The following is a 26,299-nucleotide window of genomic DNA, read 5'->3' as shown; positions in this document are numbered from 1 at the left end:
GTACTGCAGGGGGGACCCTGTGGGAGAGTAGGACGCCGCCGAACAATTATTCCGGGAAAGCCCCGTACCGCAAGGTACGGGGCTTTTCTGCGTTCGTGGCATGAATGGGGTGGGTGACCCGTGGTCCGATGTCCAACGGTCCCCGTTTCCTGTGCCCCGCGCCGCTGCCGGCGTTCCGGCACTGTGATCGACGGGTTTTGCATACCTCCGAACTCGGGGTATGCTTTAGCTCGTTGCCGCAGGGCAGCAAGGCCCCAATAGCTCAGTCGGTAGAGCGTCTCCATGGTAAGGAGAAGGTCTGCGGTTCGATTCCGCATTGGGGCTCAGTAATAGAATAGGCCCCCGCCATCGACGGGGGCCTATTCGCTGTCTAGACGGTGTGTGGCTCGGGCACCCTCATAGCGAGGATGGCCATGTCGTCGGATGCGGGCTCGGCGGCGAAGCGCTCGACGGCCCGGAGAATGCGTGCGGCCACCGCGCCGGCCGTGAGGCCCGTGCACGTGGCCAGGACCTCGGCCAGGCCGTCGTCACCGAGCATGCGCGCACCTTCGCGGCGTTCGGTGACGCCGTCGGTGACGCACAGCAGGACGTCGCCCGGGTCGAGGGTGATCTCCTGCTCGTACAGCTCCAGGTCCTCGATGACGCCGAGCAGGGGCTGAGGCTCCGCGGCTGCCACGACCGAACCGTCCTGCCGCAGACGCAGCGGCAGCGGATGACCCGCGCACACCACCTTCAGGAGCGCGCTGCCGTCCTCCTGGGGCCACAGCTCCCCGTACAGGAGGGTGAGGAAGCGGCTGCGGGTGCCCTCGTCCAGGATGGCCGCGTTCAGGCGCTCCAGGACCGCGGGGCCGGTGAAGCCCTCACGTGCCAGCAGGCGCAGGGCGTGCCGGGCCAGGCCCGTGACAGCCGCCGCCTCGGGGCCCGTACCGCAGACGTCACCGATGGCGAAGCCGTAGGCGCCGTCATGGATCGGGAAGACGTCGTAGAAGTCGCCCCCGACCTCGTTGCCCTCGCCGGCCGCGCGGTAGATGACCTCGATCTCGACGTTGGGCACGTCGGGCAGGCCCGGGGGCAGCAGGCTGCGCTGGAGCGACTGGCTGATGGCCATGCGCTCCGAGTAGAGGCGGGCGTTGTCGAGGGCCAGTGCGGCCCGGCGGGAAAGGTCCTCGGCCAGTTCCAGGATCTCCTGGCGGAAGTGGTCGTCGGAGGGCTTGCCCAGGGTGAGCATGCCGATGACGCGGTTGCGGGCGACCAGGGGGAGCACCACCGTCTCGCCGCCCACCGCGGAGGCCGTGGCCAGAATGGTGCGTGTCGCCATCCCCATGCTCAGGGGTGCGTCGCGGTCCAGGCTGCGCATGGACGTGCTGAGGGCCGCCTGGTGGGCGGCTTCCGACGGGGCGGACCAGACGCGGGCTCCAGGGGCCGGTACGGGGTCCGGTGGGGCGATTTTGGAGAGCAGGGCCTTGAGGCCGTCGATTCGCTCCTCGTCCTCGTGGAGGACGTAGGAGAGGTACGGCTCCGAGGACTGGTCCGCGATCGTGTAGACGGCGCACCAGGTGGCCAGGGTGGGGACCGTCATCTGGGCCATCAGCGCCAGCGTCTGGTCCCGGTCGAGGGTGCCTGCGAGCAGGTCGGACGCCTCGACGAGGAAGGACAGGGAACCGCGGCGCAGCCGTTCCAGCTCGCCGAGGCGGGCGGACTCGACGGCCAGCGCGATGCGGTCAGCGGCGAACTGGAGGCGCAGTGCCTCCTCGTTGGAGTAGCGGCCGGGTGCTTCGGCGGCGACGCCGAGGGAGCCGGTGAGGCGTCCCTCGACCTTCAGCGGCACCGTGACGACGGACCGCATGCCGGTGTCGATGAGCAGCGGGACGGCGCCGGGCACTGCCGTGAGGTCTTCGTGGACCGCGGGCATTCTGGCGGAGCCGTATCTTCCGGTGCCGGCCTCGACGGGGACCCGGGCGAAGCGCTGGCGGGCCGAGGGGAGGCCGGTCGTGGCCCGTACTTCGAGTTCCGTCTCGTCGTCGGTGGCGAGCAGCAGGAAGGCCGAGTCGGCGTCGAGCATGTCGCGCGCCCGCTCCACCGTGCGCTGGAGCAGCCCGTCGAGGTCGTCGGGGGCGGGGGAGCCGATGAAGACCTCGAAGGGGTCCGTGGCCCGGCTCTCTTTGCCCGTATCGGTGACCGGTGTGCGTACGGGGGACTGGAGCACGGCACGTTCGTAGTCGCGGACGAGGAGGCAGACCGTCGACGGTTCGCCCTGGGTGTCGCGGACTCGTAGGTGCGAGGCGTAGACCGGGATGACGCGGCCGTCGGCGCCTCGGAATCCGTAACTGCCCTCCCAGCGGGAGAGCTGGAGTGCGTCGGCGATGCCGGTGCTGGTGCCGGGGGTCTGCGGCCAGGCCGCGAAGTCGGTGAGCTGCTTGCCCGTGACCTGGTCGGCGGGGTAGCCGAAGAGGAAGGCTGCGTCGTCGTTCCACGCGGTGACGGCGCCAGTGCTGTCGATCTGGACGACGGCCACACGTACCCGTTCATCCGTGACGGGAAGCAGGGCCGTGGGCAGGAGGGGGCCCGCGGAGCGGATGCCGACGGGGCGTTCGGGCAGGTCGAGTTGGAACCAGACGTGTTTGTGCGTGGGCGTGTACTCGACGCCCCAACGGGACGCCAGGGCCGCGCAGAGCATCAGGCCGCGACCGCTCTCGCGCTCCGGACTGGTGTCCATGACGGAGCCCCGGAGAGGGATCTCCCGCTCGGGGTAGTGGTCGGAGACCTCGATGCGTACGCCGTCCTCCGTGCGCAGGCACAGGACGTCCGCCGCGGTTCCCGCGTGCACGACGGCGTTGGTGACGAGTTCGCTGGTGAGGACGACTGCGTCGTCGACGACGTCGGTGTATCCCCATCCCTGGAGCGTGTCACGGACGAAGGCGCGGGCGGTCGCGACCGAGCGCCCGACCGGGTCGAAGGTGGCGGCCGCGCGCGCGGTGATCACAGCACTCCCCATATAGTGTCTCGTCGCTTCCCCGAGTCCTGTGCCCGATTCTTGCCGCTTCGATTCGCCTAGCCAGGCTAGACGCTCGCCCACGGTCCCGTGTACACGAGGGCCGACTTCGGTACGGAGGACGTCTGGTAGACGTGCGCGGGCGCACAACTATGGGCTTCGGGAGGCAGGAGGGGGGCAACCCCGGGAGGTTCCACCCCGACCGGTTCCGGCCTGGTACGTTTCAACGATTTGACGTCCGCATGGTCACCCGTCGACGGTGTCCTGTGGCGGTGAGCCAAACAAGAACAGGGCAAGCTTCCGATAGACCTGAGCGAAACGGTCAACCCCTGCGGGAGGGACACGGTGGAGTCTGGCGTGGCGGCGCGGGGTTCAGGCACGCGCACAAAAGGCGGACAGTCCGTGAAGAAACAGCGCAATGGGACCATTGATGTGGACGCGGCAGCTCTGAACCGACTGCTCGCGGCCCTCGTGGCGATGCGGGACGGCAACTTCCGCAGGCGGCTGACCGTCTCCGGCGACGGCGTGCTGACCGAGATCGCGGCGGTCTTCAACGAGGTCGCGGACCGGAATCTGCACCTCACGGGTGAACTGGCACGTGTACGTCGTGTGGTCGGACGTGAGGGGAAGCTCACCGAGCGTCTGGAGACGGGGGCCTGCGAGGGTTCCTGGGCGGCTGCCATCGACGCGTCCAACGAGCTCGTGGACGATCTGGCGCGGCCGGTCTCGGAGGTCGGGCGGGTGCTTTCGGCGGTCGCCGACGGTGACCTCGAGCAGCGTATGGAACTGCGGTCGCACACGACCGACGAGACCGTACGGCCGCTGCGCGGTGAGTTCCTGAAGGTCGCCCGCACGGTCAACAACCTCGTCGACCAGCTGTCGGCGTTCACCGAGCAGGTGACGCGGGTCGCGGTCGAGGTGGGTACCGAGGGCAAACTGGGCGGGCAGGCCCAGGTGCGCGGTATGTCCGGTTCGTGGAAAGACCTCACGGATTCCGTGAACACCATGGCGTACCGGCTGACCGCGCAGGTGCGTGACATCGCTCTCGTGACGACGGCGGTCGCCAAGGGCGATCTGTCGCGGAAGGTCACCGTTCATGTGGCCGGCGAGATGCTCCAGCTGAAGAACACCGTCAACACGATGGTGGACCAGCTGTCGTCGTTCTCCTCCGAGGTGACCCGGGTCGCGCGTGAGGTGGGCACGGAGGGGGAGCTGGGCGGTCAGGCCACGGTGCCGGGTGTGGCCGGGGTGTGGAAGGACCTCACCGACTCCGTCAACACGATGGCCGGGAACCTGACCTCCCAGGTGCGCGGTATCGCAGAGGTGACGACCGCGGTCGCCAATGGTGACCTGTCCCAGAAGGTCACGGTGAGCGCGCGCGGCGAGGTCGCGCAGCTGGCCGAGACCATCAACCAGATGACCGAGACGCTGCGGACCTTCGCGGACGAGGTCACCCGGGTGGCCAGCGAGGTCGGTGGCGAGGGTCTGCTCGGCGGGCAGGCCCAGGTGCCGGGTGCGGCGGGGACGTGGAAGGACCTCACCGACTCGGTGAACACGGTCTTCCGGAACCTGACGACCCAGGTGCGCGACATCGCGCAGGTGACCACCGCGGTGGCCAGCGGTGACATGACGCAGAAGGTCACCGTCGATGTGGCCGGCGAGATGCTGGAGCTGAAGAACACCGTCAACACGATGGTGGACCAGCTTCAGTCCTTCGGTTCGGAGGTCACCCGGGTCGCCCGGGAGGTCGGCGTCGAGGGCCGTCTCGGCGGGCAGGCGGAGGTGCCGGGTGCGGCGGGGACGTGGAAGGACCTCACGGACTCGGTGAACACGGCGTTCCGGAACCTGACGGGTCAGGTGCGGGACATCGCGCAGGTGACCACGGCGGTCGCGAACGGTGATCTGTCGCAGAAGGTCACCGTCGATGTGGCCGGCGAGATGCTGGAACTGAAGAACACCGTCAACACGATGGTGGCGCAGCTGTCGTCGTTCGCCGACCAGGTGACCCGGATGGCGCGGGACGTGGGTACGGAGGGCCGCCTGGGCGGCCAGGCGCGGGTCGACGGTGTCTCCGGTACGTGGAAGGAGCTCACCGACTCCGTCAACTTCATGGCGGGGAACCTGACCTCCCAGGTGCGTCAGATCGCGCAGGTGACCACGGCGGTGGCCCGGGGTGACCTCTCGCAGAAGATCGATGTGGACGCCCGGGGCGAGATCCTGGAGCTGAAGAACACCATCAACACGATGGTGGACCAGCTCTCCGCCTTCGCCGAGCAGGTGACCCGGGTGGCCCGTGAGGTGGGCACGGACGGGCGGCTCGGTGGTCAGGCGCAGGTGCCCGGTGTGGCAGGTGTGTGGCGTGATCTGACCGATTCGGTGAACGGCATGGCGGGGAACCTCACCGCTCAGGTCCGTAACATCGCCCAGGTCGCCACGGCGGTGGCCCGGGGTGACCTGTCGCAGAAGATCGATGTGGACGCCCGGGGCGAGATCCTGGAGCTGAAGAACACCCTCAACACGATGGTGGACCAGCTGTCCAACTTCGCCGAGCAGGTGACCCGGGTCGCCCGTGAGGTCGGTACGGAAGGCATCCTGGGCGGTCAGGCCGAGGTGCAGGGTGTGTCCGGTACGTGGAAGGACCTCACCCAGTCCGTCAACGGCATGGCGAACAACCTGACCATGCAGGTCCGCAACATCGCCGAGGTCACGACCGCGGTGGCCAAGGGCGACCTGTCCAAGAAGATCACCGTTGACGCCAAGGGCGAGATCCTGGAACTGGTGACGACCGTCAACACGATGGTCGACCAGCTGCTGAACTTCGCCGACGAGGTGACCAGGGTCGCCCGTGAGGTGGGTACCGAGGGCATCCTCGGCGGTCAGGCCCGGGTGCGCGGTGCGACGGGCATCTGGAAGGACCTCAGCGACAACGTCAACCTGATGGCCAACAACCTGACCAGTCAGGTGCGCAACATCTCGCGGGTCTCGTCCGCGGTCGCCAATGGGGATCTGACGAAGAAGGTCACGGTCGAGGCGCGCGGCGAGGTCGCCGAGCTCGCGGACACCGTCAACACCATGGTGACGACGCTGTCCTCGTTCGCGGACGAGGTGACGCGTGTGGCGCGTGAGGTGGGTACGGAGGGCGAGCTGGGCGGTCAGGCACGCGTCCCGGGCGTTTCCGGTACGTGGAAGGACCTCACCGAGTCGGTGAACTCGATGGCGTCGAACCTGACGGGTCAGGTGCGGCAGATCGCGACCGTCACGACGGCCATCGCCAAGGGCGATCTCACCAAGAAGATCGACATCGACGCGCGTGGTGAGATCCAGGAACTGAAGAACACCATCAACACGATGGTGGACCAGCTGTCGTCGTTCGCCGAACAGGTGACCAGGGTGGCCCGCGAAGTGGGTACCGAGGGGCAGTTGGGCGGCCAGGCCCGGGTCCGGGACGTGGACGGCACCTGGCGCGACCTCACCGAGTCGGTGAACGAGATGGCCGGGAACCTCACCCGGCAGGTGCGTGCCATCGCGGCCGTCGCCACCGCGGTGACCCGTGGTGATCTCAATCTCAAGATCGATGTGGACGCCGCCGGCGAGATCCAGGTCCTGCAGGACAACATCAACACCATGATCGCGAACCTGCGCGACACCACCCTGGCCAACAAGGAGCAGGACTGGCTCAAGGGCAACCTCGCCCGGATCTCGGGTCTGATGCAGGGCCGCCGCGATCTGGACGACGTGGCGTCGCTGATCATGAGCGAGCTGACTCCGGTGGTCTCGGCCCAGCACGGTGCTTTCTTCCTGGCCATGACGCCCGGTGACACCGATGAGGTGGGTACGGACGGCGGCAGGGAGAGCTCGTACGTGCTGCGCATGCGCGGCAGTTACGGCTACTCGGCGGGTTCGATGCCGACGTCCTTCCGGCCCGGTGAGACGCTCATCGGGACGGCGGCCGAGGAGAAGCGCACGATCCAGGTGGACAACGTGCCGCCGGGCTACCTGAAGATCTCCTCCGGGCTCGGTGAGGCGCCGCCCGCGCATGTGATCGTGCTGCCGGTGCTCTTCGAGGGGAAGGTCCTCGGTGTGATCGAGCTGGCCTCGTTCCAGCCGTTCACGCACATTCAGCGGGACTTCCTCAACCAGCTCGCCGAGATGATCGCGACGAGCGTCAACACCATCAGCGTCAACACCAAGACGGAGAAGCTCCTCGAGCAGTCGCAGGAGCTGACCGAGCAGCTCCGGGACCGGTCGCAGGAGCTGGAGAACCGGCAGAAGGCCCTCCAGGCGTCCAACGCCGAACTGGAGGAGAAGGCCGAGCTGCTGGCCCAGCAGAACCGTGACATCGAGGTGAAGAACACCGAGATCGAGGAAGCCCGGCAGGTGCTGGAGGAGCGCGCCGAACAGCTCGCGGTCTCCATGCGCTACAAGTCCGAGTTCCTTGCGAACATGTCGCACGAGCTGCGCACGCCCCTCAACTCGCTGCTCATTCTGGCCAAACTGCTCGCGGACAACGCCGAGGGCAATCTCTCGCCGAAGCAGGTCGAGTTCGCCGAGACGATCCACGGGGCGGGTTCCGACCTGCTCCAGCTGATCAACGACATCCTCGATCTCTCGAAGGTCGAGGCGGGCAAGATGGACGTCAGCCCGACCCGGATCGCCCTGGTCCAGCTGGTCGACTACGTCGAGGCGACGTTCCGGCCGCTCACCGCGGAGAAGGGGCTCGACTTCTCCGTACGGGTGTCGCCGGAGCTTCCGGCCACGCTGCACACGGACGAACAGCGGCTTCTGCAGGTGCTGCGCAACCTCCTGTCCAACGCGGTGAAGTTCACCGACAGCGGGGCCGTCGAGCTGGTGATCCGGCCGGCCGGCGCCGATGTGCCCAACTCCATCCGGGAGCATCTGCTGGAGGCGGGGTCGCTGCGGGACGCGGATGCCGATCTGATCGCGTTCTCGGTCACCGACACCGGTATCGGGATCGCGTCCAGCAAGATGCTGGTGATCTTCGAGGCGTTCAAGCAGGCGGACGGGACGACCAGCCGCAAGTACGGCGGTACGGGCCTCGGCCTCTCCATCAGCCGCGAGATCGCCCGGCTGCTGGGCGGCGAGATCCATGCGGCGAGCGAGCCGGGCCGTGGATCCACCTTCACGCTCTATCTGCCGCTGCACGCGAGCGAACTGCCGCCGCAGGGTTACCCGCAGGTGGGGCCCGGCCCCATCGAGTCGCACGGCAACGCCGTCGAGAGCGGTCTGCGCCCGGAGGCGCCGGGCGGCCACGCGACCGGGGCGCGGCCGCCGCTGGGTGATCCTGCGGGCACTGCCGGGATGTTCCGGCGCCGGCGCAAGGCCCTGGGCGGGGCCGCTCGGCAGACCGCTCTGCCGGCCGGCGGGCAGGGTGCGGGTAGTGCCGATCACGAGGAGTGGGTGCAGGAAGCGCCGACGGGCCAGGAGGCGCAGGAGCCGCGGCGGACGTTCCGGTTCCACGGCGAGAAGGTGCTGATCGTCGACGACGACATCCGTAACGTCTTCGCGCTCACCAGCGTGCTGGAGCAGCACGGCCTGTCGGTGCTGTACGCGGAGAACGGCCGCGAGGGCATCGAAGTCCTGGAGCAGCACGACGATGTGACGGTCGTGCTGATGGACATCATGATGCCCGAGATGGACGGTTACGCCACGACGACGGCGATCCGCAGGATGCCGCAGTTCGCCGGGCTGCCGATCATCGCGCTCACCGCGAAGGCGATGAAGGGTGACCGGGAGAAGGCGATCGACTGCGGTGCTTCCGACTATGTCACCAAGCCGGTCGATCCTGATCACTTGCTGGCTGTCATGGAGCAGTGGATGCGCGGAGAGTGATGGACAATGGAGGGAATCACGATGAGTTGCTGATCGACTCTGTCTGAACGGGTGTGAGTACGGGGTATCCGGGGAACCTTCTGGTCTCCCACCGCGTTTTCGGTACGTGCACAGTGACATCGCGGTGACAGGGTGTGGTGACGGGCGGGGTGCGGCTACCATGACCGGCACAAGGACGGACGGCGTAAGGGAGTCGTCCCCTGGGGCGGCACCCGGTGCGATTCCGGGGCGAGGAGGACGGGCCATGGTGCAGAAGGCCAAGATCCTCCTGGTCGATGACCGGCCGGAGAATCTGCTGGCGCTGGAGGCCATCCTCTCTGCGCTCGATCAGACACTGGTACGGGCATCGTCAGGGGAGGAAGCGCTCAAAGCGCTGCTCACGGACGACTTCGCGGTCATTCTGCTGGACGTCCAGATGCCGGGCATGGACGGTTTCGAAACCGCCGCGCACATCAAGCGGCGGGAGCGGACCCGCGACATCCCGATCATCTTCCTCACCGCGATCAACCACGGTCCGCATCACACCTTCAGGGGGTATGCGGCCGGCGCGGTGGACTACATCTCGAAGCCGTTCGACCCCTGGGTGCTGCGCGCCAAGGTCTCGGTCTTCGTCGAGCTGTACATGAAGAACTGCCAGCTGCGCGAGCAGGCCGCGCTCCTGCGGCTCCAGCTCGAGGGCAGCGGCCACGCCGGCGCGGGCCACGAGAAGGAGCCGGCCGGTCTGCTGGCCGAACTCTCGGCGCGGCTCGCTGCCGTCGAGGAGCAGGCGGAAGCGCTTTCCAAGCAGCTCGACGACGAATCGGCGGACGCGGCGGCCGTGGCGACCGCGGCCCATCTCGAACGCAAGCTCACCGGCCTCCGGCGCGCGCTCGACGCGCTGGAACCGGGCACCGGCGGCTCCACGGCCGTACTGCCCTCGCAGGGCTGACGCCGCGGCCTCCAGCGGGCTCCGGCACCGGTACGGGGGCCGTGCGGCATGAACGCGCGTCAGTTTCCCGCCCCTGTACGGCGACACGGTCGGGTGAAGCAGTAGGCACACGTGTCCACTGGCGTCGACACCGGTAACCTCTGGCCCATGGCCTCACGTACGTCCGGCAAGGGTTCCCAGGGCACGGCGGGCACCGCGAAGCGCGTCGGCCGTACCCAGGGGCCGGCGAAAAAAGCCGCGCCCGCGAAGAAGTCCGCCGCGAAGAAGACCGCGCCGCCCAGGAAAGCGCCTGCCAGGAAGGTCGCGCCCAAACCCGCGCCGTCCCCGACCGGCGGCATCTACCGGCTCGTCCGGGCGATCTGGCTCGGGCTCGCGCACGGCGTCGGAGCGATGTTCCGGTCCATAGGGCGTGGCGCGAAGGGACTCGACCCCGCCCACCGCAAGGACGGTCTCGCCCTGCTGCTGCTCGGCCTCGCGCTGATCGTGGCAGCCGGTACCTGGTCGAATCTGCGCGGGCCCGTCGGCGATCTCGTCGAGATGCTGGTGACCGGTGCGTTCGGCCGGCTCGATCTGCTCGTACCGATACTGCTGGGTGCGGTCGCCGTACGGCTGATCCTGTATCCCGAGAGGCCCGAGGCCAACGGCCGCATCGTCATCGGTCTGTCCGCCCTCGTGCTCGGGGTGCTCGGACAGGTCCACATCGCCTGCGGCGCACCCGGCCGCGGGGACGGTACGGAAGCGATGCAGGACGCGGGCGGACTGATCGGCTGGGCCGCGTCCAAGCCGCTCATCTTCACCATGGGCGAAGTGCTCGCCGTGCCACTGCTCCTGCTCCTGACCGTCTTCGGGCTGCTGGTCGTCACGGCCACCCCGGTCAACGCCATTCCGCAGCGGCTGCGCCTGCTCGGCGTGAAGCTGGGCATCGTCGAGCCGGCGTACGAGCCGGGCGCGGAGGGCGGGGGCGACGACGACCGCTACGACGAGCAGTGGCGAGAAGCGCTGCCCGAGCGGTCGCGCCGCACCGCCCGCCGCTCCGAGGCGGACGCGGACTACGATCCCGATCACGCCGAGCCGGCCGCGCTCTCCAAGCGGCGAAGGCCGCGCAGGCCATCCGTGCAGCCCGCCATGAACCGCACCCTGGACGCCGTGGACGTCGCGGCCGCCGCAGCGGCGGCGCTCGACGGCGCGGTCCTCAACGGCATGCCGCCCTCGCCGATCGTCGCCGACCTGACGCAGGGCGTCTCCGTCGACCGCGACCGCACGGGCTCCGGTACGCCGGTGCCCGGGGCCCGCGAGGCCGTGCGGCCCCGGGCCGGGGAGCGGACCGGGTCGTCGTCCGGTGGTGTGCCCGATCTGACGAAGCCGGCCCCGGAGCGCTCCCAGACCCTGCCCGCCCGCGCCGAGCAGCTCCAGCTGTCCGGCGACATCACGTACTCGCTGCCCTCGCTCGACCTGCTGGAGCGCGGCGGGCCCGGCAAGACGCGCAGCGCCGCCAACGACGTGGTCGTGGCGTCGCTGACAAACGTGTTCACGGAGTTCAAGGTCGACGCGGCCGTCACGGGCTTCACGCGTGGCCCCACTGTCACGCGGTACGAGGTGGAACTCGGCCCGGCCGTCAAGGTCGAGCGGATCACCGCCCTCACCAAGAACATCGCGTACGCCGTCGCCAGCCCGGACGTCCGGATCATCTCGCCGATCCCCGGCAAGTCCGCCGTAGGCATCGAGATCCCCAACTCCGACCGTGAGATGGTCAACCTCGGCGACGTCCTGCGTCTCGCGGACGCGGCGGAGGACAACCACCCGATGCTGGTCGCACTCGGCAAGAACGTCGAGGGCGGCTACGAGATGGCCAACCTCGCGAAGATGCCGCACGTCCTGGTCGCGGGCGCGACCGGATCGGGCAAGTCCTCCTGCATCAACTGTCTGATCACCTCGGTCATGGTGCGGGCGACCCCGGACGACGTCCGCATGGTGCTGGTCGACCCGAAGCGGGTCGAGCTGACCGCGTACGAGGGCATCCCCCATCTGATCACCCCCATCATCACCAACCCGAAGAAGGCCGCCGAGGCGCTTCAGTGGGTCGTTCGGGAGATGGATCTGCGCTACGACGACCTCGCGGCGTACGGGTACCGGCACATCGACGACTTCAACCACGCCGTGCGCAACGGCAAGGCGAAGGCGCCCGAGGGCAGTGAGCGCGAGCTGTCGCCGTACCCGTATCTGCTGGTCATCGTCGACGAGCTCGCCGACCTCATGATGGTCGCGCCGCGTGACGTGGAGGATTCCATCGTCCGTATCACCCAGCTCGCCCGCGCCGCCGGAATCCATCTGGTGCTCGCCACGCAGCGGCCCTCGGTGGATGTCGTGACCGGTCTGATCAAGGCCAACGTGCCGTCCCGTCTCGCCTTCGCGACCTCCTCGCTCGCCGACAGCCGCGTCATCCTCGATCAGCCCGGCGCCGAGAAGCTCATCGGAAAGGGTGACGGACTGTTCCTGCCGATGGGGGCGAACAAGCCCACCCGTATGCAGGGGGCGTTCGTCACCGAGGACGAGGTGGCCGCCGTCGTCCAGCACTGCAAGGACCAGATGGCGCCGGTCTTCCGCGAGGACGTCGTCGTCGGTACCAAGCAGAAGAAGGAGATCGACGAGGACATCGGCGACGACCTGGACCTGCTCTGCCAGGCGGCCGAGCTCGTCGTCTCCACGCAGTTCGGGTCGACCTCGATGCTTCAGCGCAAGCTGCGGGTCGGTTTCGCGAAGGCGGGCCGGCTGATGGATCTGATGGAGTCGCGCAACATCGTCGGGCCGAGCGAAGGCTCGAAGGCCCGTGACGTGCTCGTGAAACCGGACGAGCTGGACGGGGTGCTGTCCATCATTCGGGGGGAAACCGCTTCGTAGGGGTTTCGTGGGCAACCGTTTCGGCCGGTCGTACGTCAAGTTGGGGTGAGGGAGGGAAGCATGTTCCGCTTCCTGCCCTGCCCGCGGGGCTGACCGGCGAACCCGATGGCCTACAAAGTCGTCCCTCCCGGTTGCCCCACCCTTTCGTACCCCCCCTAGACTGAACATCCAGCAGGTGGCTCACGCTCGAAAGGCGCCCACGTGTCCATCGGCAACTCCCCCGAAGACGACCGGCCTTCGATCGGTCGCGTGCTTCAGCAGACTCGTATCGCCGCAGGTCTGACGGTCGAGGAAGTCAGCAGCTCCACCCGGGTGCGCATCCCCATCGTGCACGCGATCGAGGAGGACGACTTCTCGCGCTGTGGCGGCGACGTCTACGCGCGCGGTCACATCCGTACGCTCGCCCGTGCCGTCGGTCTCGATCCGGACCCGCTCGTCGCTCAGTTCGACGACGAGCACGGCGGTCGTCCGGTTCCCACCCCCGCGGCGCCGCTGTTCGAGGCCGAACGCATCCGTTCGGAACCCCGGCGGCCCAACTGGACCGCGGCCATGGTCGCGGCCATCGTCGTCGTGGTCGGCTTCGTCGGCTTCACGCTGTTCAGCGGCGAGGACGAACGCCCGAGCACGGCTCAGGTCGCCGAGGGCTCGACACCCGACAAGTCCACTCCCAAGCCGACCACCACCAAGCCATCCGACCCCAAGCCCGTGCCTTCGGAGAGTGCCATCGCCGCAGCTCCGCGGGACAAGGTGACGGTCAAGCTCAGCGCCGTACAGGGCAAGAGCTGGATCTCCGCCAAGGACCACAACGGGCGGCTGCTCTTCGACGGGCTGCTGCTCCAGGGCCAGTCCAAGACCTTCCAGGACAAGGAGCGCATCGACCTCGTCCTCGGCGACGCCGGGGCGATCGAGCTCTTCGTGAACGGCAAGAAGGTCCAGGACCAGTTCGAGCCCGGACAGGTCGAGCGGCTCTCCTACACCAAGGGCGATCCCGAAGCGGGCTGATCCCCACCACCCGTTCCACCACGGTGAGCGCCCGGCACTCCTGCCGGGCGCTCACCGTCTTTGTCACTGCCTGTGAGGGGGAACCCTGCACGGCGGGGCCAGTGCCGGGACAAAGTAGTCTTGAGTCCATGCCCGAACGCCGTACCGTCGCCCTTGTCACTCTCGGCTGCGCCCGTAACGAGGTGGACTCGGAGGAGCTTGCAGGCCGCTTGGCAGCGGACGGCTGGGAGCTCGTCGAGAACGCCTCCGACGCGGATGTCGCCGTCGTCAACACCTGTGGATTCGTCGAGGCCGCCAAGAAGGACTCCGTCGACGCCCTCCTCGAAGCCAATGATCTGAAGGACCACGGCAGAACCCAGGCCGTGGTCGCCGTCGGCTGTATGGCCGAGCGGTACGGCAAGGACCTCGCCGAGGCTCTGCCGGAGGCGGACGGGGTGCTCGGATTCGACGACTACGCCGACATCTCCGACCGGCTCCAGACCATCCTCAACGGCGGCATCCACGCCTCGCACACGCCTCGTGACCGGCGCAAGCTGCTGCCGATCAGCCCGGCCGACCGCCAGGACGCGTCCGTGGCACTCCCCGGGCACTCGCAGGAGATCGCCGCGGCCCCCGAGGACCTGCCGGAGGGTGTCGCCCCGGTCTCGGGGCCGCGGGCGCCGCTGCGCCGCCGGCTCGGCACCAGCCCCGTCGCCTCGGTGAAGCTCGCCTCCGGCTGTGACCGCCGCTGCTCCTTCTGCGCCATCCCGTCCTTCCGTGGGTCCTTCATCTCCCGGCGTCCCTCCGACGTCCTGGGCGAGACCCGCTGGCTGGCCGAGCAGGGCGTCAAGGAGGTCATGCTCGTCTCCGAGAACAACACCTCGTACGGCAAGGACCTCGGTGACATCCGGCTCCTGGAGACCCTCCTGCCGGAGCTCGCGGACGTCGAGGGCATCGAGCGGATCAGGGTCAGCTACCTACAGCCCGCCGAGATGCGGCCCGGGCTGATCGACGTCCTGACGTCCACGCCGAAGGTCGCCCCGTACTTCGATCTCTCCTTCCAGCACTCCGCCCCCGAGGTGCTGAGGGCCATGCGCCGCTTCGGCGACACGGACCGTTTCCTGGAGCTCCTGGACACGATCCGTGGCAAGGCGCCGCAGGCCGGTGCCCGGTCGAACTTCATCGTCGGCTTCCCCGGCGAGACCGAGGCCGACCTCGCCGAGCTGGAACGCTTCCTCACCGGAGCCCGGCTGGATGCCATCGGCGTCTTCGGGTACTCCGACGAGGAGGGCACCGAGGCGGTCGGTTACGAGAACAAGCTGGACGCCGACGTGATCGCCGAGCGCCTCGCCCACATCTCGCAGCTGGCCGAGGAGCTGACCTCGCAGCGTGCCGAGGAGCGGATCGGCGAGACCCTCCAGGTGCTCGTCGAATCCGTGGACGACGACAAGGACGGCCCGGTCGCGGTGGGCCGTGCGGCACACCAGGCGCCCGAAACGGACGGGCAGGTCGTCTTCACCACACGCGAGGGTCTCGTTCCGGGCCTTATGGTCGAGGCAAAGGTCGTAGGTACCGAGGGAGTGGACCTCGTGGCCGAACACCATGAGCTCGCGGAGGTGGCCAGATGACCGGAGTCCCGGCATCCGCGGCAGGCGGGCCCGGCGCGAAGCCGGTCCGCGGCGGCAAGCTGGGCACTGCGGCCGTCAACCAGGCCAGCCTGTGGAACATCGCCAACATCCTCACGATGGCGCGGCTGCTGCTCGTGCCCGGCTTCGTGATGCTGTTGTTCCACGACGGCGGCAACGACCCGGCCTGGCGCTCCTTCGCCTGGGCCGCGTTCGCCGTCGCGATGATCACCGACCTCTTCGACGGTCATCTGGCGCGCCGGTACAACCTGGTCACCGACTTCGGGAAGATCGCCGACCCGATCGCCGACAAGGCGATCATGGGCGCGGCGCTGGTCAGTCTGTCGGTGCTGGGCGATCTGCCCTGGTGGATCACGGGTGTGATCCTTTTCCGTGAACTGGGCATCACGCTGATGCGCTTCTGGGTGATCCGCCACGCGGTGATCCCGGCCAGCCGCGGCGGCAAGATGAAGACGCTGGCCCAGGGCACGGCCGTCGGCATGTACGTCCTGGTGCTGACGGGGCCGCTGGCCACGCTCCGCTTCTGGATGATGATGATCGCCGTCGCGCTGACGGTGCTCACCGGCCTCGACTACGTGCGCCAGGCCGTGGTGCTGCGGCGCAAGGGGCTCGCGGCCGAGCGGCTCGCGGCCCTGGAGGCCGTCACCTCCGCTGCCGATGCGCCGGGGCCGGAGAGCCTGGGTGGCGCGGATAGCCCCGCGGCTGTGGAGGCCGGGGCGACCGTTTTCCGTACGGGTGCCGAGGCACGGGGCCCGGCGGAGGCCGAGCGGTGACCGCCGCGGCCCGGGTGCTGGAGCGGCTTGTGGAACGCGGCGAGACTCTTGCCGTCGCCGAGTCGCTGACCGGCGGTCTGGTCGCGGCCGAGATCACCTCCGTGGCAGGTGCCTCGCGGTCCTTCCGCGGGGCAGTCACGGCGTACGCCACGGCGCTCAAGAGGGACGTCCTGGGTGTCGACGGGCCCCTTCTGGCCGAGCGCGGCGCCGTTGATCCCGACGTGGCCCTGAGCATGGCCGCCGGGGTGCGCCGGGTGCTGGGCGCGGACTGGGGCGTCTCGACGACCGGGGTCGCGGGTCCGGAGCAGCAGGACGGCAAGCCGGTCGGTACGGTCTTCGTGGCGGTTTCGGGGCCCGGAGGCGTGGAGAAAGTCGCCGCGTTGCGGTTGAACGGCGGGCGGGCGGACATCCGTAGAGAGAGCGTACGGAGCGTGCTCGAACTGCTGTCCGGAGAACTCGGTGAAAATGCGAGGGCACAGGATACGGAACAGATCGGGGGGAATTGATGTTTGCAGCCCTGAGTGAACACGACATCGCTCCCCGCACGGCCGCAGCGCAAGGCGGTACGGTGGGGCGTGAAGGATGCGGCTACGCGGTCCGAGGAGGGAGCCACCGATGATTCTGCTCCGTCGCCTGCTTGGTGACGTGCTGCGTCGGCAGCGCCAGCGCCAAGGCCGTACTCTGCGCGAAGTCTCCTCGTCCGCCCGGGTCTCGCTCGGTTATCTGTCCGAGGTGGAGCGGGGGCAGAAGGAGGCATCCTCCGAGCTGCTCTCCGCGATTTGCGACGCGCTTGACGTACGGATGTCCGAGCTCATGCGTGAAGTGAGCGATGAGCTGTCCCTGGCTGAACTGGCCGAGTCGGCAGCAGCCATTGATCCGGTACCTGTACCGGTACGCCCGATGCTCAATTCCGTCTCCGTCTCGTCGGTGGCAGGTGTGCCGACGGGCCGGGTGACCATCAAGGCGCCCGCGGAAGCGGTGGATGTCGTCGCCGCCTGATCCGCGCGGTCATGCATGCGTGAACCGGAGCCCCGGTCCGCCCCTCGTGGGCGGGCCGGGGCTTCTTCGTGCTGCGGCATGCCGGTGTGCGGGGGTGAGGGCCCTGCCCTGGCGACAGAGAGCCGGTGCGGTCGGGCGCGGGGAGCCGTTCGGATGCAGCCCGATGGGTCTCGGGGGAAACTGCCCAGGAGGCGTGTGAATCGGGTCCGCCCCCGCTGTGCGCCCCGATGTCACACCGGTACGCCCTCCCGCCGGGAGATCGTGCCGGACTAGCGTCGGCCGGAGGAGGCAGCCATGAGACGGCGATGGGTGCCGGCGCTCGTCCTCGGCGGGCTGTGGTGGTGGGCCGTGCTGCGGCTGGTGCTGGAGCCCGAACACACCGGGGTGATCGAGGGCGCGGTGGCGGCGGGTGGGTGGGGGCTGAGCCTGCTGCCGGTCCATGTGGCCTCGACCCCTCGGCCGGGCGGTGCGGGGTCCCGCTCTCGGGGCGTCGGGGAGGGCGGCGGCGGGAGTGTGGGGCGGTGACGCTTCGCCGGCTTCACGGCCGCGCGGCTTGACCGGCTTCCACGCTCGTCCGGTTTCACGGCCTGGCCCGCACCATGGCTTGACCGGCCTCAGCGGGGCATGGCGACTCCGCCGTTCGGCCGCAGGATCTGACCGGTCATGAAGGCCGAGGCGTCCGATGCGAGATGCAGGACCGTGTGGGCGACGTCCATCGGTTCACCGACCCGGCCGAGTGGGGATATGCGGGCCATCGTGGCTTCCGCCCGGTGCTGCTGGGCCGCGTCGTGGCGGTCGGTCATCGGCGTACGGATCCAGCCGGGCGCGATCGCGTTCACCCGGATGGAGTGGGGCCCGAGCTCGGTGGCGAGCGTCCTCGTGAGCTGCACGACCGCCGCTTTCGCGGTGCTGTAGCAGAGCAGACCCGGGCTCGCGGAGTCGATGGCGCCCGAGGCCATGGTGATCAGTGACCCGGGGGCCGAGCGGGCGATGAGGCTACGGGCCACCTCCTGGCAGGCGTACAGCACGCCCTTGAAGTTCACCGCCAGGACCCGGTCGAAATCCTCGGCCTCGGTGTCGAGGACGCTGCTCGTGTGCATGATCCCCGCGATGGCGGCCAGGATGTCCACCTCGCCGGCTTCCACGACCGCCGACCGGACCTGACTACGGTCTGTCACATCCAGGAGGTGGATGTGGGCCGTGCCACCTGAGCCGGTGATCAGCTCCCGGGTTGCGTGAAGACCCTTCTCGTCCCGATCGGCGCAGTGGACCGTGGCTCCCGCTTCGGCGAGCAGGACGGCACAGGCCCGGCCGATGCCGCTTGCCGCGCCGGTGACGAACGCGGAACGTCCGGTGAGGTCGTACGCGGAGAGAGGCATGACGGGACCGTACGACCAGATCTGACGGGCCGTCAACTATGGCGTGGGGCCTGTTTGGCAGCGCGGGCACCAGTAGGTGGGCCGGCCGGCTTCTTCGGCCTTCCTGATGGGTGTGCCGCAGCGCAGGCAGGAGCGGCGCTCGCGGCCGTACACGTAGAGGGGTTCGTGCGGACGGGCTCGGCTGGGCGTGCGGGTGGGTGTGGGGGCACCGGTGCGGGCGGCACTGGCGGCGGGCGTGGGGCCCGTGGTCGTGCGGGTGGGGCGGTCGCGGTTGGCTTCGAGGAGCTGCTTGGCGGTGGTGACCAGCCGGCGGGCGATGGTGGCGGGGAGTTCACCGACGGGGAGCCAGGGGGTGGCACGGGCCATGAAACAGAGCTCGCACTTGAAGACGTTGCCGATGCCAGCGAGATTGCGCTGGTCCAGGAGCGCTTCCCCGAGCGGGCGGTCCGGATCGGCGAGCAGATTGCCCAGGGCGGTGTCGGCGTCCCAGTCGGGGCCCAGCAGATCGGGGCCGAGATGACCGACGACCTTCTCCTCTTCCCGGGTGCGGAGAAGCTCGAGAACGGGGAGGCGGTAGCCGACGGCCGTGTGCGCGTCGTTGCCGAGGACGGCTCGGATCTGGTGGTCGGGTCCGCCGCGCCAGCGCTCGCCCGCCGCGTAGATGCGCCAGGCGCCATCCATGCGCAGATGGCTGTGGAGGGTCAGACCGCCCTCGATACGGGTGAGGAGGTGCTTGCCACGAGGGGTGACGTCGAGGACCTTCCGGCCGGTCAGGTCGACGGTCGCGAGGCGGGGGACGCGGAGGTCGGAGTGGGTGAGGACCTGACCTGCGAGCGCGGTGTGCAGACGTTTGGCGGTCTGCAGGACGGTGTCTCCTTCGGGCATGCCTCCATCTTGCGGGGTTCGGGGCGGGGCGGCGTGGGTGCGACCTTCTGAGAGTGGGAGATGTGGGGGTGACGGACGCCGAGGCCGGTGCGCCGGGGCGGTGGGTCAGGCGCGCAGGCGTAGGCCCCTGGGTGTGGCGAGGAAGCCTGCTGCCTCCAGGGTGCGGCCCAGGGGGGAGGTGAGGGACGAGGCCCCGTTGGTGCGTTCCACCGTGACCGTGCCGAGAGCCCCGGCCCGCGCCGCGGAGGCCAGGGCCTCGGCCGCTGCCTTGAGTGCCGGGTCGTCGGGGTCGGTCGGCCAGGCCAGCAGGGTCTTCCCGCCGCGCTCCATGTAGAGCGTGAGCTCGCCGTCGACGAGGACGACGAGTGCGCCCGCCTTGCGGCCGGGTTTGTGTCCCGCGCCGTCCGGTGGTTCGGGCCACGACAGGGCGGCCCCGTACGCGTTGGCCGGGTCGGCCGCGGCGAGGACCACTGCGCGCGGGGCGGTGCCCGGGTCCGTACGGTCGCGGGCCGTGGACGCGGCCCTGAGCCGGTCCACGGCTCCCTCCATCGCGAACTGGGCCGCTCCGAGCCCTTCGACGACGTAGCCGCGACGCGCCTGCCCGTTGTCCTCGAAGGCGGCGAGGACGCGGTACGTCGCGGAGAAGCCGCCCTCGACGCCCTCGGCCTGCACCGCTCCGCGGGTCACCACGCCGTGGCGGTCCAGGAGTGTCCGGGCCAGCGCGTGGGCCCGGTGCGTCGGTTCGGGTTCGGTCGCGGGGAGCAGGGACCAGCGGCCCGAGACCGTGGGCGGGCCGGTGCGGGAGGCCGGACGGGCGGCGGCGGTCAGTGAGCCGTAACGGCCGCGCGGGACGCTGCGTCTGGCGCGGTGGGCTGTGGAGCCCGCCGTGCGTCCGGAGCCGAGGAGCGCGCGCAGCGGGGCGAGGGTGTCGTTGGTGAGACGGCCCGACCAGGCCAGGTCCCAGAGGACGTCGGCCAGTTGGGGATCGGTGCAGTCCGGGTGGGTGGTCGCCCGGACCTCGTCGGCGATCTGGCGGAAGAAGAGGCCGTACCCGCCGGAGAGGGTGGTCAGGACCGACTCGTGCAGTGCGGATTCCTCGAGCGGGTGCGGTGGGGGCAGCAGCAGCGGTGCGCTGTCGGCGAGGTAGAGGGAGAGCCAGCCGTCCTTGCCGGGGAGCGCGCCCGCACCGGCCCAGACGACCTCGCCCGTGGTCGTCAGCTCGTCGAGGAGTGCGGGGGTGTAGCCCGATACACGGCTCGGCAGGATCAGCTTCTCCAGCGCGGATGCGGGAACGGGGGCGCCCTGCAACTGTTCGATGGCGCGGGCCAGTCCGTCGATTCCGCGCAGGCTGTTGTCGCCGAGGTGCTGCCACTGGGGGAGGAAGGTCGCCAGGGCGGCGGGGGGTACCGGTTCCAGTTCGTGGCGGAGCGCGGCGAGCGAGCGGCGGCGGAGCCGGCGCAGGACGGTGGCGTCGCACCACTCCTGGCCGATGCCGGCCGGGTGGAACTCGCCCTGGACGAGCCGGCCCGAAGCGGAGAGCCGCTGCAGTGCTCCGTCCGTGACCGCGGTGCCCAGGCCGAAGCGGTCGGCTGCCTGGGTGGAGGTGAACGGGCCGTGGGTACGGGCGTGGCGGGCGAGCAGGTCACCGAGAGGGTCCTTCACCGGTTCGGTGAACGCCTCGGGGACACCGACGGGGAGCGCCGTGCCCAGCGCGTCGCGCAAGCGGCCCGCGTCCTCGATCGCCGCCCAGCGGGGGGCTCCGGCGATGCGGACCTGGATCGCCCGGCGGGCCGACGCCAGGTCCGGTGCCCACTGTGGCTGCGCGCCGCGCTCTGCCAGCTCCGCATCGGTCAGCGGGCCCAGGACGCGCAGGAGGTCCGCGACTCCTTCGACGTCCTTGATCTTCCGGTCGTCAGTCAGCCACTGGAGCTCCTGTTCCAGCTCGGTTAGCACCTCGGGGTCCAGGAGCTCGCGCAGCTCCGCCTGGCCCAGCAGTTCGGCAAGAAGGTGCGAATCGAGGGAGAGGGCGGCTGCGCGTCGTTCCGCGAGCGGGGAGTCACCCTCGTACAGGAACTGGGCGACATAGCCGAAGAGGAGGGAGCGGGCGAAGGGCGAGGGCTCCTGGGTGGTCACTTCGACGAGGCGGATGCGCCGCGCTTCGAGATCACCCATCAGTTCCGTGAGCCCCGGGACGTCGAAGACGTCCTGGAGGCATTCACGGACCGCTTCGAGGACGATCGGGAACGAACCGAACTCGGAAGCGACCTGGAGCAGCTGGGAGGCGCGCTGGCGCTGCTGCCAGAGCGGTGTGCGCTTGCCGGGGCTGCGCCGGGGGAGCAGCAGGGCGCGTGCGGCGCACTCGCGGAACCGGGATGCGAACAGCGCCGAGCCGCCCACCTGATCGGTGACGATCTGACTGATCTCGCCCTTTTCGAAGACGACGTCTGACGCGCCGACGGGAGCCTCCTCGCTGTCGAACGCGGCGTCCGGCAGCGTGAGGCCCCGCTCGCCGCCACTGCCGGTGCCCGGGTCACGGGCCGGATCGACCGGGTCGAAGTCCAGGAGATCGAGGCCCATCAGGTCGGCGTCCGGGAGCCGCAGCACGATGCCGTCGTCGGCATGCATGACCTGGGCGTCCATCCCGTACCGCTCGCCGAGACGGGCGGAGAGGGCCAGTGCCCAGGGGGCGTGCACCTGTGCCCCGAAGGGGGAGTGCACGACCACCCGCCAGTCGCCCAGCTCGTCCCGGAACCGCTCGACCAGGATGGTGCGGTCGTCCGGGACATGCCCGCAGGCGCGGACCTGTTCCTCCAGGTAGGACAGGATGTTGTCGGCCGCCCAGTCGTCCAGACCGGCGGCGAGCAGCCTGGCCCTGGCGTCCTGCGCGGACAGCCCCCCGATCTCCCGCAGGAACGCGCCCAGGGCGCGGCCCAGTTCCAGGGGGCGGCCCAGCTGGTCGCCCTTCCAGAACGGCAGGCGGCCGGGGACGCCGGGCGCTGGGGAGACCAGGACGCGGTCCCGGGTGATGTCCTCGATCCGCCAGGACGTGGTGCCGAGCGTGAAGACATCGCCGACCCGGGACTCGTAGACCATTTCCTCGTCCAGCTCGCCGACGCGCCCTCCGCCCTTCTTCGGGTCGGCCCCGGCGAGGAAGACCCCGAAGAGTCCGCGGTCGGGGATGGTCCCGCCCGAGGTCACGGCGAGCCTCTGGGCGCCCGGGCGGCCCGTGACCGTACCGGCGACGCGGTCCCACACCACGCGGGGGCGCAGCTCGGCGAAGGCGTCGGACGGGTAGCGGCCGGCGAGCATGTCGAGCACGGCCGTGAACGCCGATTCGGGGAGTGAGGCGAAGGGGGCGGCGCGGCGGGCCAGGGAGAGCAGGTCGTCGGCCTGCCAGGTGTCCAGGGCGACGATGGCGACCAGCTGCTGGGCGAGCACGTCCAGGGGGTTGGACGGGACCCGCAGGGCCTCGATGGCGCCTTGGCGCATGCGTTCGGTGACGACGGCCGCCTGGACCAGGTCGCCTCGGTACTTAGGGAAGACCACCCCGGTCGAGACGGCCCCCACCTGGTGTCCCGCGCGGCCCACGCGCTGCAGTCCGGAGGCGACGGACGGCGGGGACTCGACCTGGATCACCAGGTCGACCGCGCCCATGTCGATGCCGAGCTCCAGGCTCGACGTGGCGACGACGGCGGGCAGCCGTCCTGCCTTGAGGTCCTCCTCGACCTGGGCGCGCTGTTCCTTGGAGACCGATCCGTGGTGGGCGCGGGCGAGCAGCGCGGGGGCGCCCTTGGCGGCACCGGACTGGGCCATGATCTCGGCGGGCGAGTGGGCCTCGGGAAGCGGGGCGGCGTGCTCGTCGAACACGGTGCCTGTCGCCCGCTCGTACGCGATCTCGTTCAGCCTGTTGCAGAGCCGCTCCGCGAGGCGCCGGGAGTTGGCGAAGACGATGGTGGAGCGGTGGGACTGGACCAGATCGGCGATCCGCTCCTCGACGTGAGGCCAGATCGAGGGTTTCTCGGCCTGGTCGGCTCCGCCGTCGGTGGCGGGCGAGCCACCGAGCTCGCCGAGATCCTCGACGGGCACGACCACAGACAGGTCGAACTGTTTGGCGGACGGTGGCTGGACGATCTCCACCTTCCGCTGGGGTGAGAGGAAGCGCGCCACCTCGTCGACCGGGCGGACGGTCGCCGACAGACCGATCCGTCGTGCGGGCCGGGGCAGCAGCTCGTCGAGGCGCTCCAGCGAGACGGCGAGGTGGGCGCCGCGCTTGGTGCCGGCGACGGCGTGCACCTCGTCCAGGATCACCGTCTCGACGCCCGCGAGGGCTTCCCGGGCCGAGGAGGTGAGCATCAGGAACAGTGATTCGGGTGTGGTGATCAGGATGTCGGGCGGCCGGGTCGCCATGGAGCGGCGCTCGGCGGGCGGGGTGTCGCCCGAGCGGATCCCGACGCGGACCTCGGGCTCGGGGAGCCCCAGGCGTACGGACTCCTGGCGGATGCCCGTCAGGGGCGAACGGAGGTTGCGCTCCACGTCCACGGCGAGGGCCTTGAGCGGTGACACGTACAGCACACGGCAGCGCTTCTTCGCCTCGGCGGGCGGTGGGACGGCGGCCAGCCGGTCCAGCGAGGCCAGGAACGCGGCGAGCGTCTTGCCCGATCCGGTCGGCGCGACCACCAGCACGTCCGAACCCTCGGCAATGGCCCGCCACGCCCCTTCCTGCGCCGCCGTGGGCGCGCTGAAGGCCCCCGTGAACCAACTGCGGGTCGCGGGGGAGAACGAATCGAGCGCGGTACCGGCCATGTCCCCCATCGTGCACCCCGCCACTGACAACGGCCGGTGACGGCGGGCCATGACGGTGACCGGGATCTGCGGGCCGGGTCCCGGAGCTGCGAGAATTCGCGTATGACCGCAGCGGGGACGGAGAAGGAGTGGGCACGGTACTGGCAGTACGCGGAGCTGCCCGGACTCGATCTTCTGCGGGCCCGCTACGTCCGCCACACCTTCCGGCGCCACAGCCACGAGGGCTATGTCTTCGGCACCATCACGCGCGGGGTCGAGGACGTCGGCCTGCCCGGCGGGACCGTGCACGCGGGGCCCGGCGCCGTGGTCATGATCAATCCGGAGGTGCCGCACACCGCCCGCGCCGGCGTGCCGGAGGGCTGGGTGTACGCCACGCTCTACCCTTCCGCGCAGGTGATCAACGACATCGCGGCCGACATGACGAATCTGCGCGGCAGCGTCGGCTTCGGCGAGAGCAGTGTGTTCGACCCGCACGCGGCCCGGCTGATCACCGAGGTCCACCGGGCGGCGGAGGAGGGCAACGCCCTCGCGGCGGACAGCCTGCTCCGCGTGATGGTCGCCAGACTCCTCGGTCGGCACGGCGGTGTGCTGCCCACGCTCGCAGCCCACTCCGCGGGCGCCCGTGACGCTGCGCGGGCCCGGGCGGCGCTCCAGGAGCGGATGGCCGATCCGCCGACGCTGGAGACGCTCGCCGTCGAGCTCGGGACCAGTCCGTTCGCACTGCTGCGCGCGTTCAAGAAGCAGTACGGGATGCCGCCGCACACCTGGCTCACCGATGCCCGGGTGAGGCGGGCCCGCCTCATGCTGGACGGGGGCACCACGCCCGCCGAGGCCGCCGCTGCCGTCGGCTTCACGGACCAGCCCCACCTCAACCGTCACTTCACGCGGATCGTGGGTGTGCCGCCGGGGGCGTACCAGCGCGGGCGCGCAAGAACGTACAAGACCGGTACGGACACCTCCGCGTAGCGTTCCGGGCGTGGCAGAACAGATAGCACCCCCAGGACCCCCAGGACCCCCAGGAAGCGACCGCGTGGACGACAGCACAGGCGCCGGCCCGGACGCACGGGCGACCGGAGCGCCCGGTGCGGATCCGTCCGGTACGACGATGTCCGACGTGCCGAAGCGCGATGCGGAGGTCGTCCGGGACGCGCTCGGCGTCGGTATCGCCGTGGGACTCTCCGGATTCGCCTTCGGGGTCACCTCGGCCGGCGCCGGACTGACTCTGCTCCAGACCTGCGCACTCAGTCTTCTCGTCTTCACCGGCGCCTCGCAGTTCGCTCTGGTCGGCGCGCTCGCGGCCGGAGGGAACCCGTACACCGCGGCGGCCGGCGCCTTCTTCCTCGGCGTACGGAACGCGTTCTACGGGCTGCGGCTTTCGCAACTGCTCGCGCTGCCTCGCGCCGTACGCCCGTTCGCCGCGCAGTGGGTCATCGACGAGACGACCGCCGTCACGCTGCCCCAGCCCACCAGGCGGGCCGCCCGGATCGGCTTCACGGTCACCGGGCTCACCCTGTACGTCCTGTGGAACCTGACCACCCTGGTGGGGGCACTCGGCGCCGAGGCGCTCGGTGACACCAACGCGTGGGGGCTGGACGCGGCGAGCCCGGCCGTGTTCCTGGCGCTGCTCGCGCCGATGCTCAAGTCCACTACGGAGCGTGTCACGGCTGCCCTCGCGGTCCTGCTCGCCCTGGGACTGCTGCCGGTGCTGCCTGCGGGACTGCCAGTGCTGCTGTCCGCTCTCGCCGCACCCGTCGTTCTCTTCCTGATGGGGCGCCGCAGGAGCGGAGCGACCGTTGTGACGCAGGACGAGGAGCGCCGTCGATGAACGTCTGGATCGCCATCGGGCTCACCGCCGTCGGCTGCTATCTCGCGAAGCTCCTGGGACTGCTCGTTCCCGCCGGAGCACTGGAACGTCCCCTGGTGCAACGTCTGGCCGCGCTCCTGCCCGTGGCGCTGCTCGCGGCGCTCACCGCGCAGCAGACGTTCGGCGACGGGCAGCAGCTCGTTCTCGACGCCAGGGGAGCGGGGCTGGCGGCAGCGGCCCTCGCCCTCGTCCTTCGGGCGCCCTTCCTGGTCGTCGTCGGTGCCGCTGTGGTGGTGACGGCCGGGGTGCGTGCCCTGGGGTAGGCCGCCAGGCGGGCGGTAAGGGGCTCGGTCCAATGGAC

At 70.0% G+C, this 26,299-nt stretch carries 16 protein-coding genes and 1 tRNA gene; 13 read left to right on the top strand and 4 right to left on the bottom strand.

Features of this window, described 5'->3' with window-relative positions:
- Window positions 1–251 precede the first annotated feature (251 nt).
- Window positions 252–324, top strand: a tRNA-Thr gene (locus ACFWSK_RS33945).
- A gap of 46 nt (window positions 325–370) precedes the next feature.
- Here ACFWSK_RS33945 and ACFWSK_RS33940 read toward each other — a convergent pair.
- Window positions 371–2,995 (bottom strand): SpoIIE family protein phosphatase, encoded by a 2,625-nt coding sequence (locus ACFWSK_RS33940; protein WP_383794862.1) that lies wholly within the window; start codon window positions 2,993–2,995, stop codon window positions 371–373.
- Window positions 2,996–3,394: 399 nt separating this feature from the next.
- Between ACFWSK_RS33940 and ACFWSK_RS33935 the strand changes: the two genes are divergently transcribed.
- From ACFWSK_RS33935 to ACFWSK_RS33895, 9 genes are all read left to right on the top strand, one after another.
- Window positions 3,395–8,842, top strand: coding sequence for a HAMP domain-containing protein (locus ACFWSK_RS33935; protein ID WP_383794858.1), 5,448 nt, complete (start codon window positions 3,395–3,397; stop codon window positions 8,840–8,842).
- A gap of 244 nt (window positions 8,843–9,086) precedes the next feature.
- Window positions 9,087–9,770, top strand: a complete 684-nt coding sequence (locus tag ACFWSK_RS33930) for a two-component system response regulator (RefSeq protein ID WP_383794855.1) — start codon at window positions 9,087–9,089, stop codon at window positions 9,768–9,770.
- 147 nt (window positions 9,771–9,917) lie between these two features.
- Window positions 9,918–12,668, top strand: a complete 2,751-nt coding sequence (locus ACFWSK_RS33925) for a DNA translocase FtsK (RefSeq protein WP_383794852.1) — start codon at window positions 9,918–9,920, stop codon at window positions 12,666–12,668.
- A 201-nt stretch (window positions 12,669–12,869) separates the two neighbouring features.
- Entirely contained in the window at window positions 12,870–13,670 is an 801-nt protein-coding gene (locus tag ACFWSK_RS33920) for a helix-turn-helix domain-containing protein (RefSeq protein WP_383794850.1), read from the top strand.
- Between the two features lie 128 nt (window positions 13,671–13,798).
- The gene (gene rimO / locus ACFWSK_RS33915; RefSeq protein WP_383794847.1) at window positions 13,799–15,277 is read left to right on the top strand and encodes a 30S ribosomal protein S12 methylthiotransferase RimO; all 1,479 of its coding nucleotides are present in this window, start codon (window positions 13,799–13,801) and stop codon (window positions 15,275–15,277) included.
- A complete protein-coding gene (gene pgsA, locus ACFWSK_RS33910) occupies window positions 15,274–16,068 on the top strand; it encodes a CDP-diacylglycerol--glycerol-3-phosphate 3-phosphatidyltransferase (protein WP_383794844.1) in 795 nt (264 codons plus the stop codon). The genes rimO and pgsA overlap by 4 nt, the downstream gene beginning before the upstream one ends.
- A complete protein-coding gene (locus tag ACFWSK_RS33905) occupies window positions 16,065–16,574 on the top strand; it encodes a CinA family protein (protein WP_383794841.1) in 510 nt (169 codons plus the stop codon). The genes pgsA and ACFWSK_RS33905 overlap by 4 nt, the downstream gene beginning before the upstream one ends.
- A 109-nt stretch (window positions 16,575–16,683) precedes the next feature.
- Entirely contained in the window at window positions 16,684–17,067 is a 384-nt protein-coding gene (locus ACFWSK_RS33900; RefSeq protein ID WP_383794838.1) for a helix-turn-helix domain-containing protein, read from the top strand.
- 294 nt (window positions 17,068–17,361) lie between these two features.
- A complete protein-coding gene (locus tag ACFWSK_RS33895; protein WP_383794835.1) occupies window positions 17,362–17,592 on the top strand; it encodes a hypothetical protein in 231 nt (76 codons plus the stop codon).
- A gap of 89 nt (window positions 17,593–17,681) precedes the next feature.
- Here the strand turns inward: ACFWSK_RS33895 and ACFWSK_RS33890 are convergent, their stop codons facing one another.
- The 3 genes from ACFWSK_RS33890 to ACFWSK_RS33880 all read right to left on the bottom strand — a co-directional run bounded on the left by ACFWSK_RS33890 (window position 17,682) and on the right by ACFWSK_RS33880 (window position 24,134).
- Window positions 17,682–18,446, bottom strand: coding sequence for an SDR family NAD(P)-dependent oxidoreductase (locus ACFWSK_RS33890; protein ID WP_383794833.1), 765 nt, complete (start codon window positions 18,444–18,446; stop codon window positions 17,682–17,684).
- A 36-nt stretch (window positions 18,447–18,482) separates the two neighbouring features.
- The gene (locus tag ACFWSK_RS33885) at window positions 18,483–19,331 is read right to left on the bottom strand and encodes an Fpg/Nei family DNA glycosylase (protein WP_383794830.1); all 849 of its coding nucleotides are present in this window, start codon (window positions 19,329–19,331) and stop codon (window positions 18,483–18,485) included.
- A gap of 105 nt (window positions 19,332–19,436) precedes the next feature.
- Window positions 19,437–24,134: a DEAD/DEAH box helicase gene (locus tag ACFWSK_RS33880; protein ID WP_383794827.1), complete on the bottom strand. Its 4,698-nt coding sequence runs from the start codon at window positions 24,132–24,134 to the stop codon at window positions 19,437–19,439.
- Between the two features lie 102 nt (window positions 24,135–24,236).
- Here ACFWSK_RS33880 and ACFWSK_RS33875 point away from each other — a divergent pair, with 102 nt between their 5' ends.
- Genes ACFWSK_RS33875 through ACFWSK_RS33865 form a run of 3 tightly spaced genes read left to right on the top strand, consistent with a single transcriptional unit; the run spans window position 24,237 to window position 26,261 of the window.
- Window positions 24,237–25,100 carry an AraC family transcriptional regulator gene (locus ACFWSK_RS33875; RefSeq protein ID WP_383794825.1) on the top strand — a complete coding sequence of 288 codons (864 nt, stop codon included), beginning with the start codon at window positions 24,237–24,239 and terminating at the stop codon, window positions 25,098–25,100.
- Window positions 25,101–25,110: 10 nt separating this feature from the next.
- Window positions 25,111–25,959: an AzlC family ABC transporter permease gene (locus ACFWSK_RS33870; protein WP_383794822.1), complete on the top strand. Its 849-nt coding sequence runs from the start codon at window positions 25,111–25,113 to the stop codon at window positions 25,957–25,959.
- Window positions 25,956–26,261 (top strand): AzlD domain-containing protein, encoded by a 306-nt coding sequence (locus tag ACFWSK_RS33865; protein ID WP_383794819.1) that lies wholly within the window; start codon window positions 25,956–25,958, stop codon window positions 26,259–26,261. The genes ACFWSK_RS33870 and ACFWSK_RS33865 overlap by 4 nt, the downstream gene beginning before the upstream one ends.
- Window positions 26,262–26,299: the final 38 nt, after the last annotated feature.

Source organism: Streptomyces sp. NPDC058620 (assembly GCF_042717135.1).
Lineage (GTDB): Bacteria > Actinomycetota > Actinomycetes > Streptomycetales > Streptomycetaceae > Streptomyces.
The sequence above is the reverse complement of the archived record's forward strand: the minus strand, read 5'-3'. Positions and strand labels throughout refer to the sequence as shown.

Coding starts and splice junctions, on each gene's coding strand:
- ACFWSK_RS33940 (WP_383794862.1), bottom strand. CDS start 2,995: ATGGGGAGTGCTGTGATCACCGCGCGCGCGGCCGCCACCTTCGACCCG.
- ACFWSK_RS33930 (WP_383794855.1), top strand. CDS start 9,087: ATGGTGCAGAAGGCCAAGATCCTCCTGGTCGATGACCGGCCGGAGAAT.
- ACFWSK_RS33925 (WP_383794852.1), top strand. CDS start 9,918: ATGGCCTCACGTACGTCCGGCAAGGGTTCCCAGGGCACGGCGGGCACC.
- rimO (WP_383794847.1), top strand. CDS start 13,799: ATGCCCGAACGCCGTACCGTCGCCCTTGTCACTCTCGGCTGCGCCCGT.
- pgsA (WP_383794844.1), top strand. CDS start 15,274: ATGACCGGAGTCCCGGCATCCGCGGCAGGCGGGCCCGGCGCGAAGCCG.
- ACFWSK_RS33900 (WP_383794838.1), top strand. CDS start 16,684: ATGATTCTGCTCCGTCGCCTGCTTGGTGACGTGCTGCGTCGGCAGCGC.
- ACFWSK_RS33895 (WP_383794835.1), top strand. CDS start 17,362: ATGAGACGGCGATGGGTGCCGGCGCTCGTCCTCGGCGGGCTGTGGTGG.
- ACFWSK_RS33890 (WP_383794833.1), bottom strand. CDS start 18,446: ATGCCTCTCTCCGCGTACGACCTCACCGGACGTTCCGCGTTCGTCACC.
- ACFWSK_RS33885 (WP_383794830.1), bottom strand. CDS start 19,331: ATGCCCGAAGGAGACACCGTCCTGCAGACCGCCAAACGTCTGCACACC.
- ACFWSK_RS33880 (WP_383794827.1), bottom strand. CDS start 24,134: ATGGCCGGTACCGCGCTCGATTCGTTCTCCCCCGCGACCCGCAGTTGG.
- ACFWSK_RS33875 (WP_383794825.1), top strand. CDS start 24,237: ATGACCGCAGCGGGGACGGAGAAGGAGTGGGCACGGTACTGGCAGTAC.
- ACFWSK_RS33865 (WP_383794819.1), top strand. CDS start 25,956: ATGAACGTCTGGATCGCCATCGGGCTCACCGCCGTCGGCTGCTATCTC.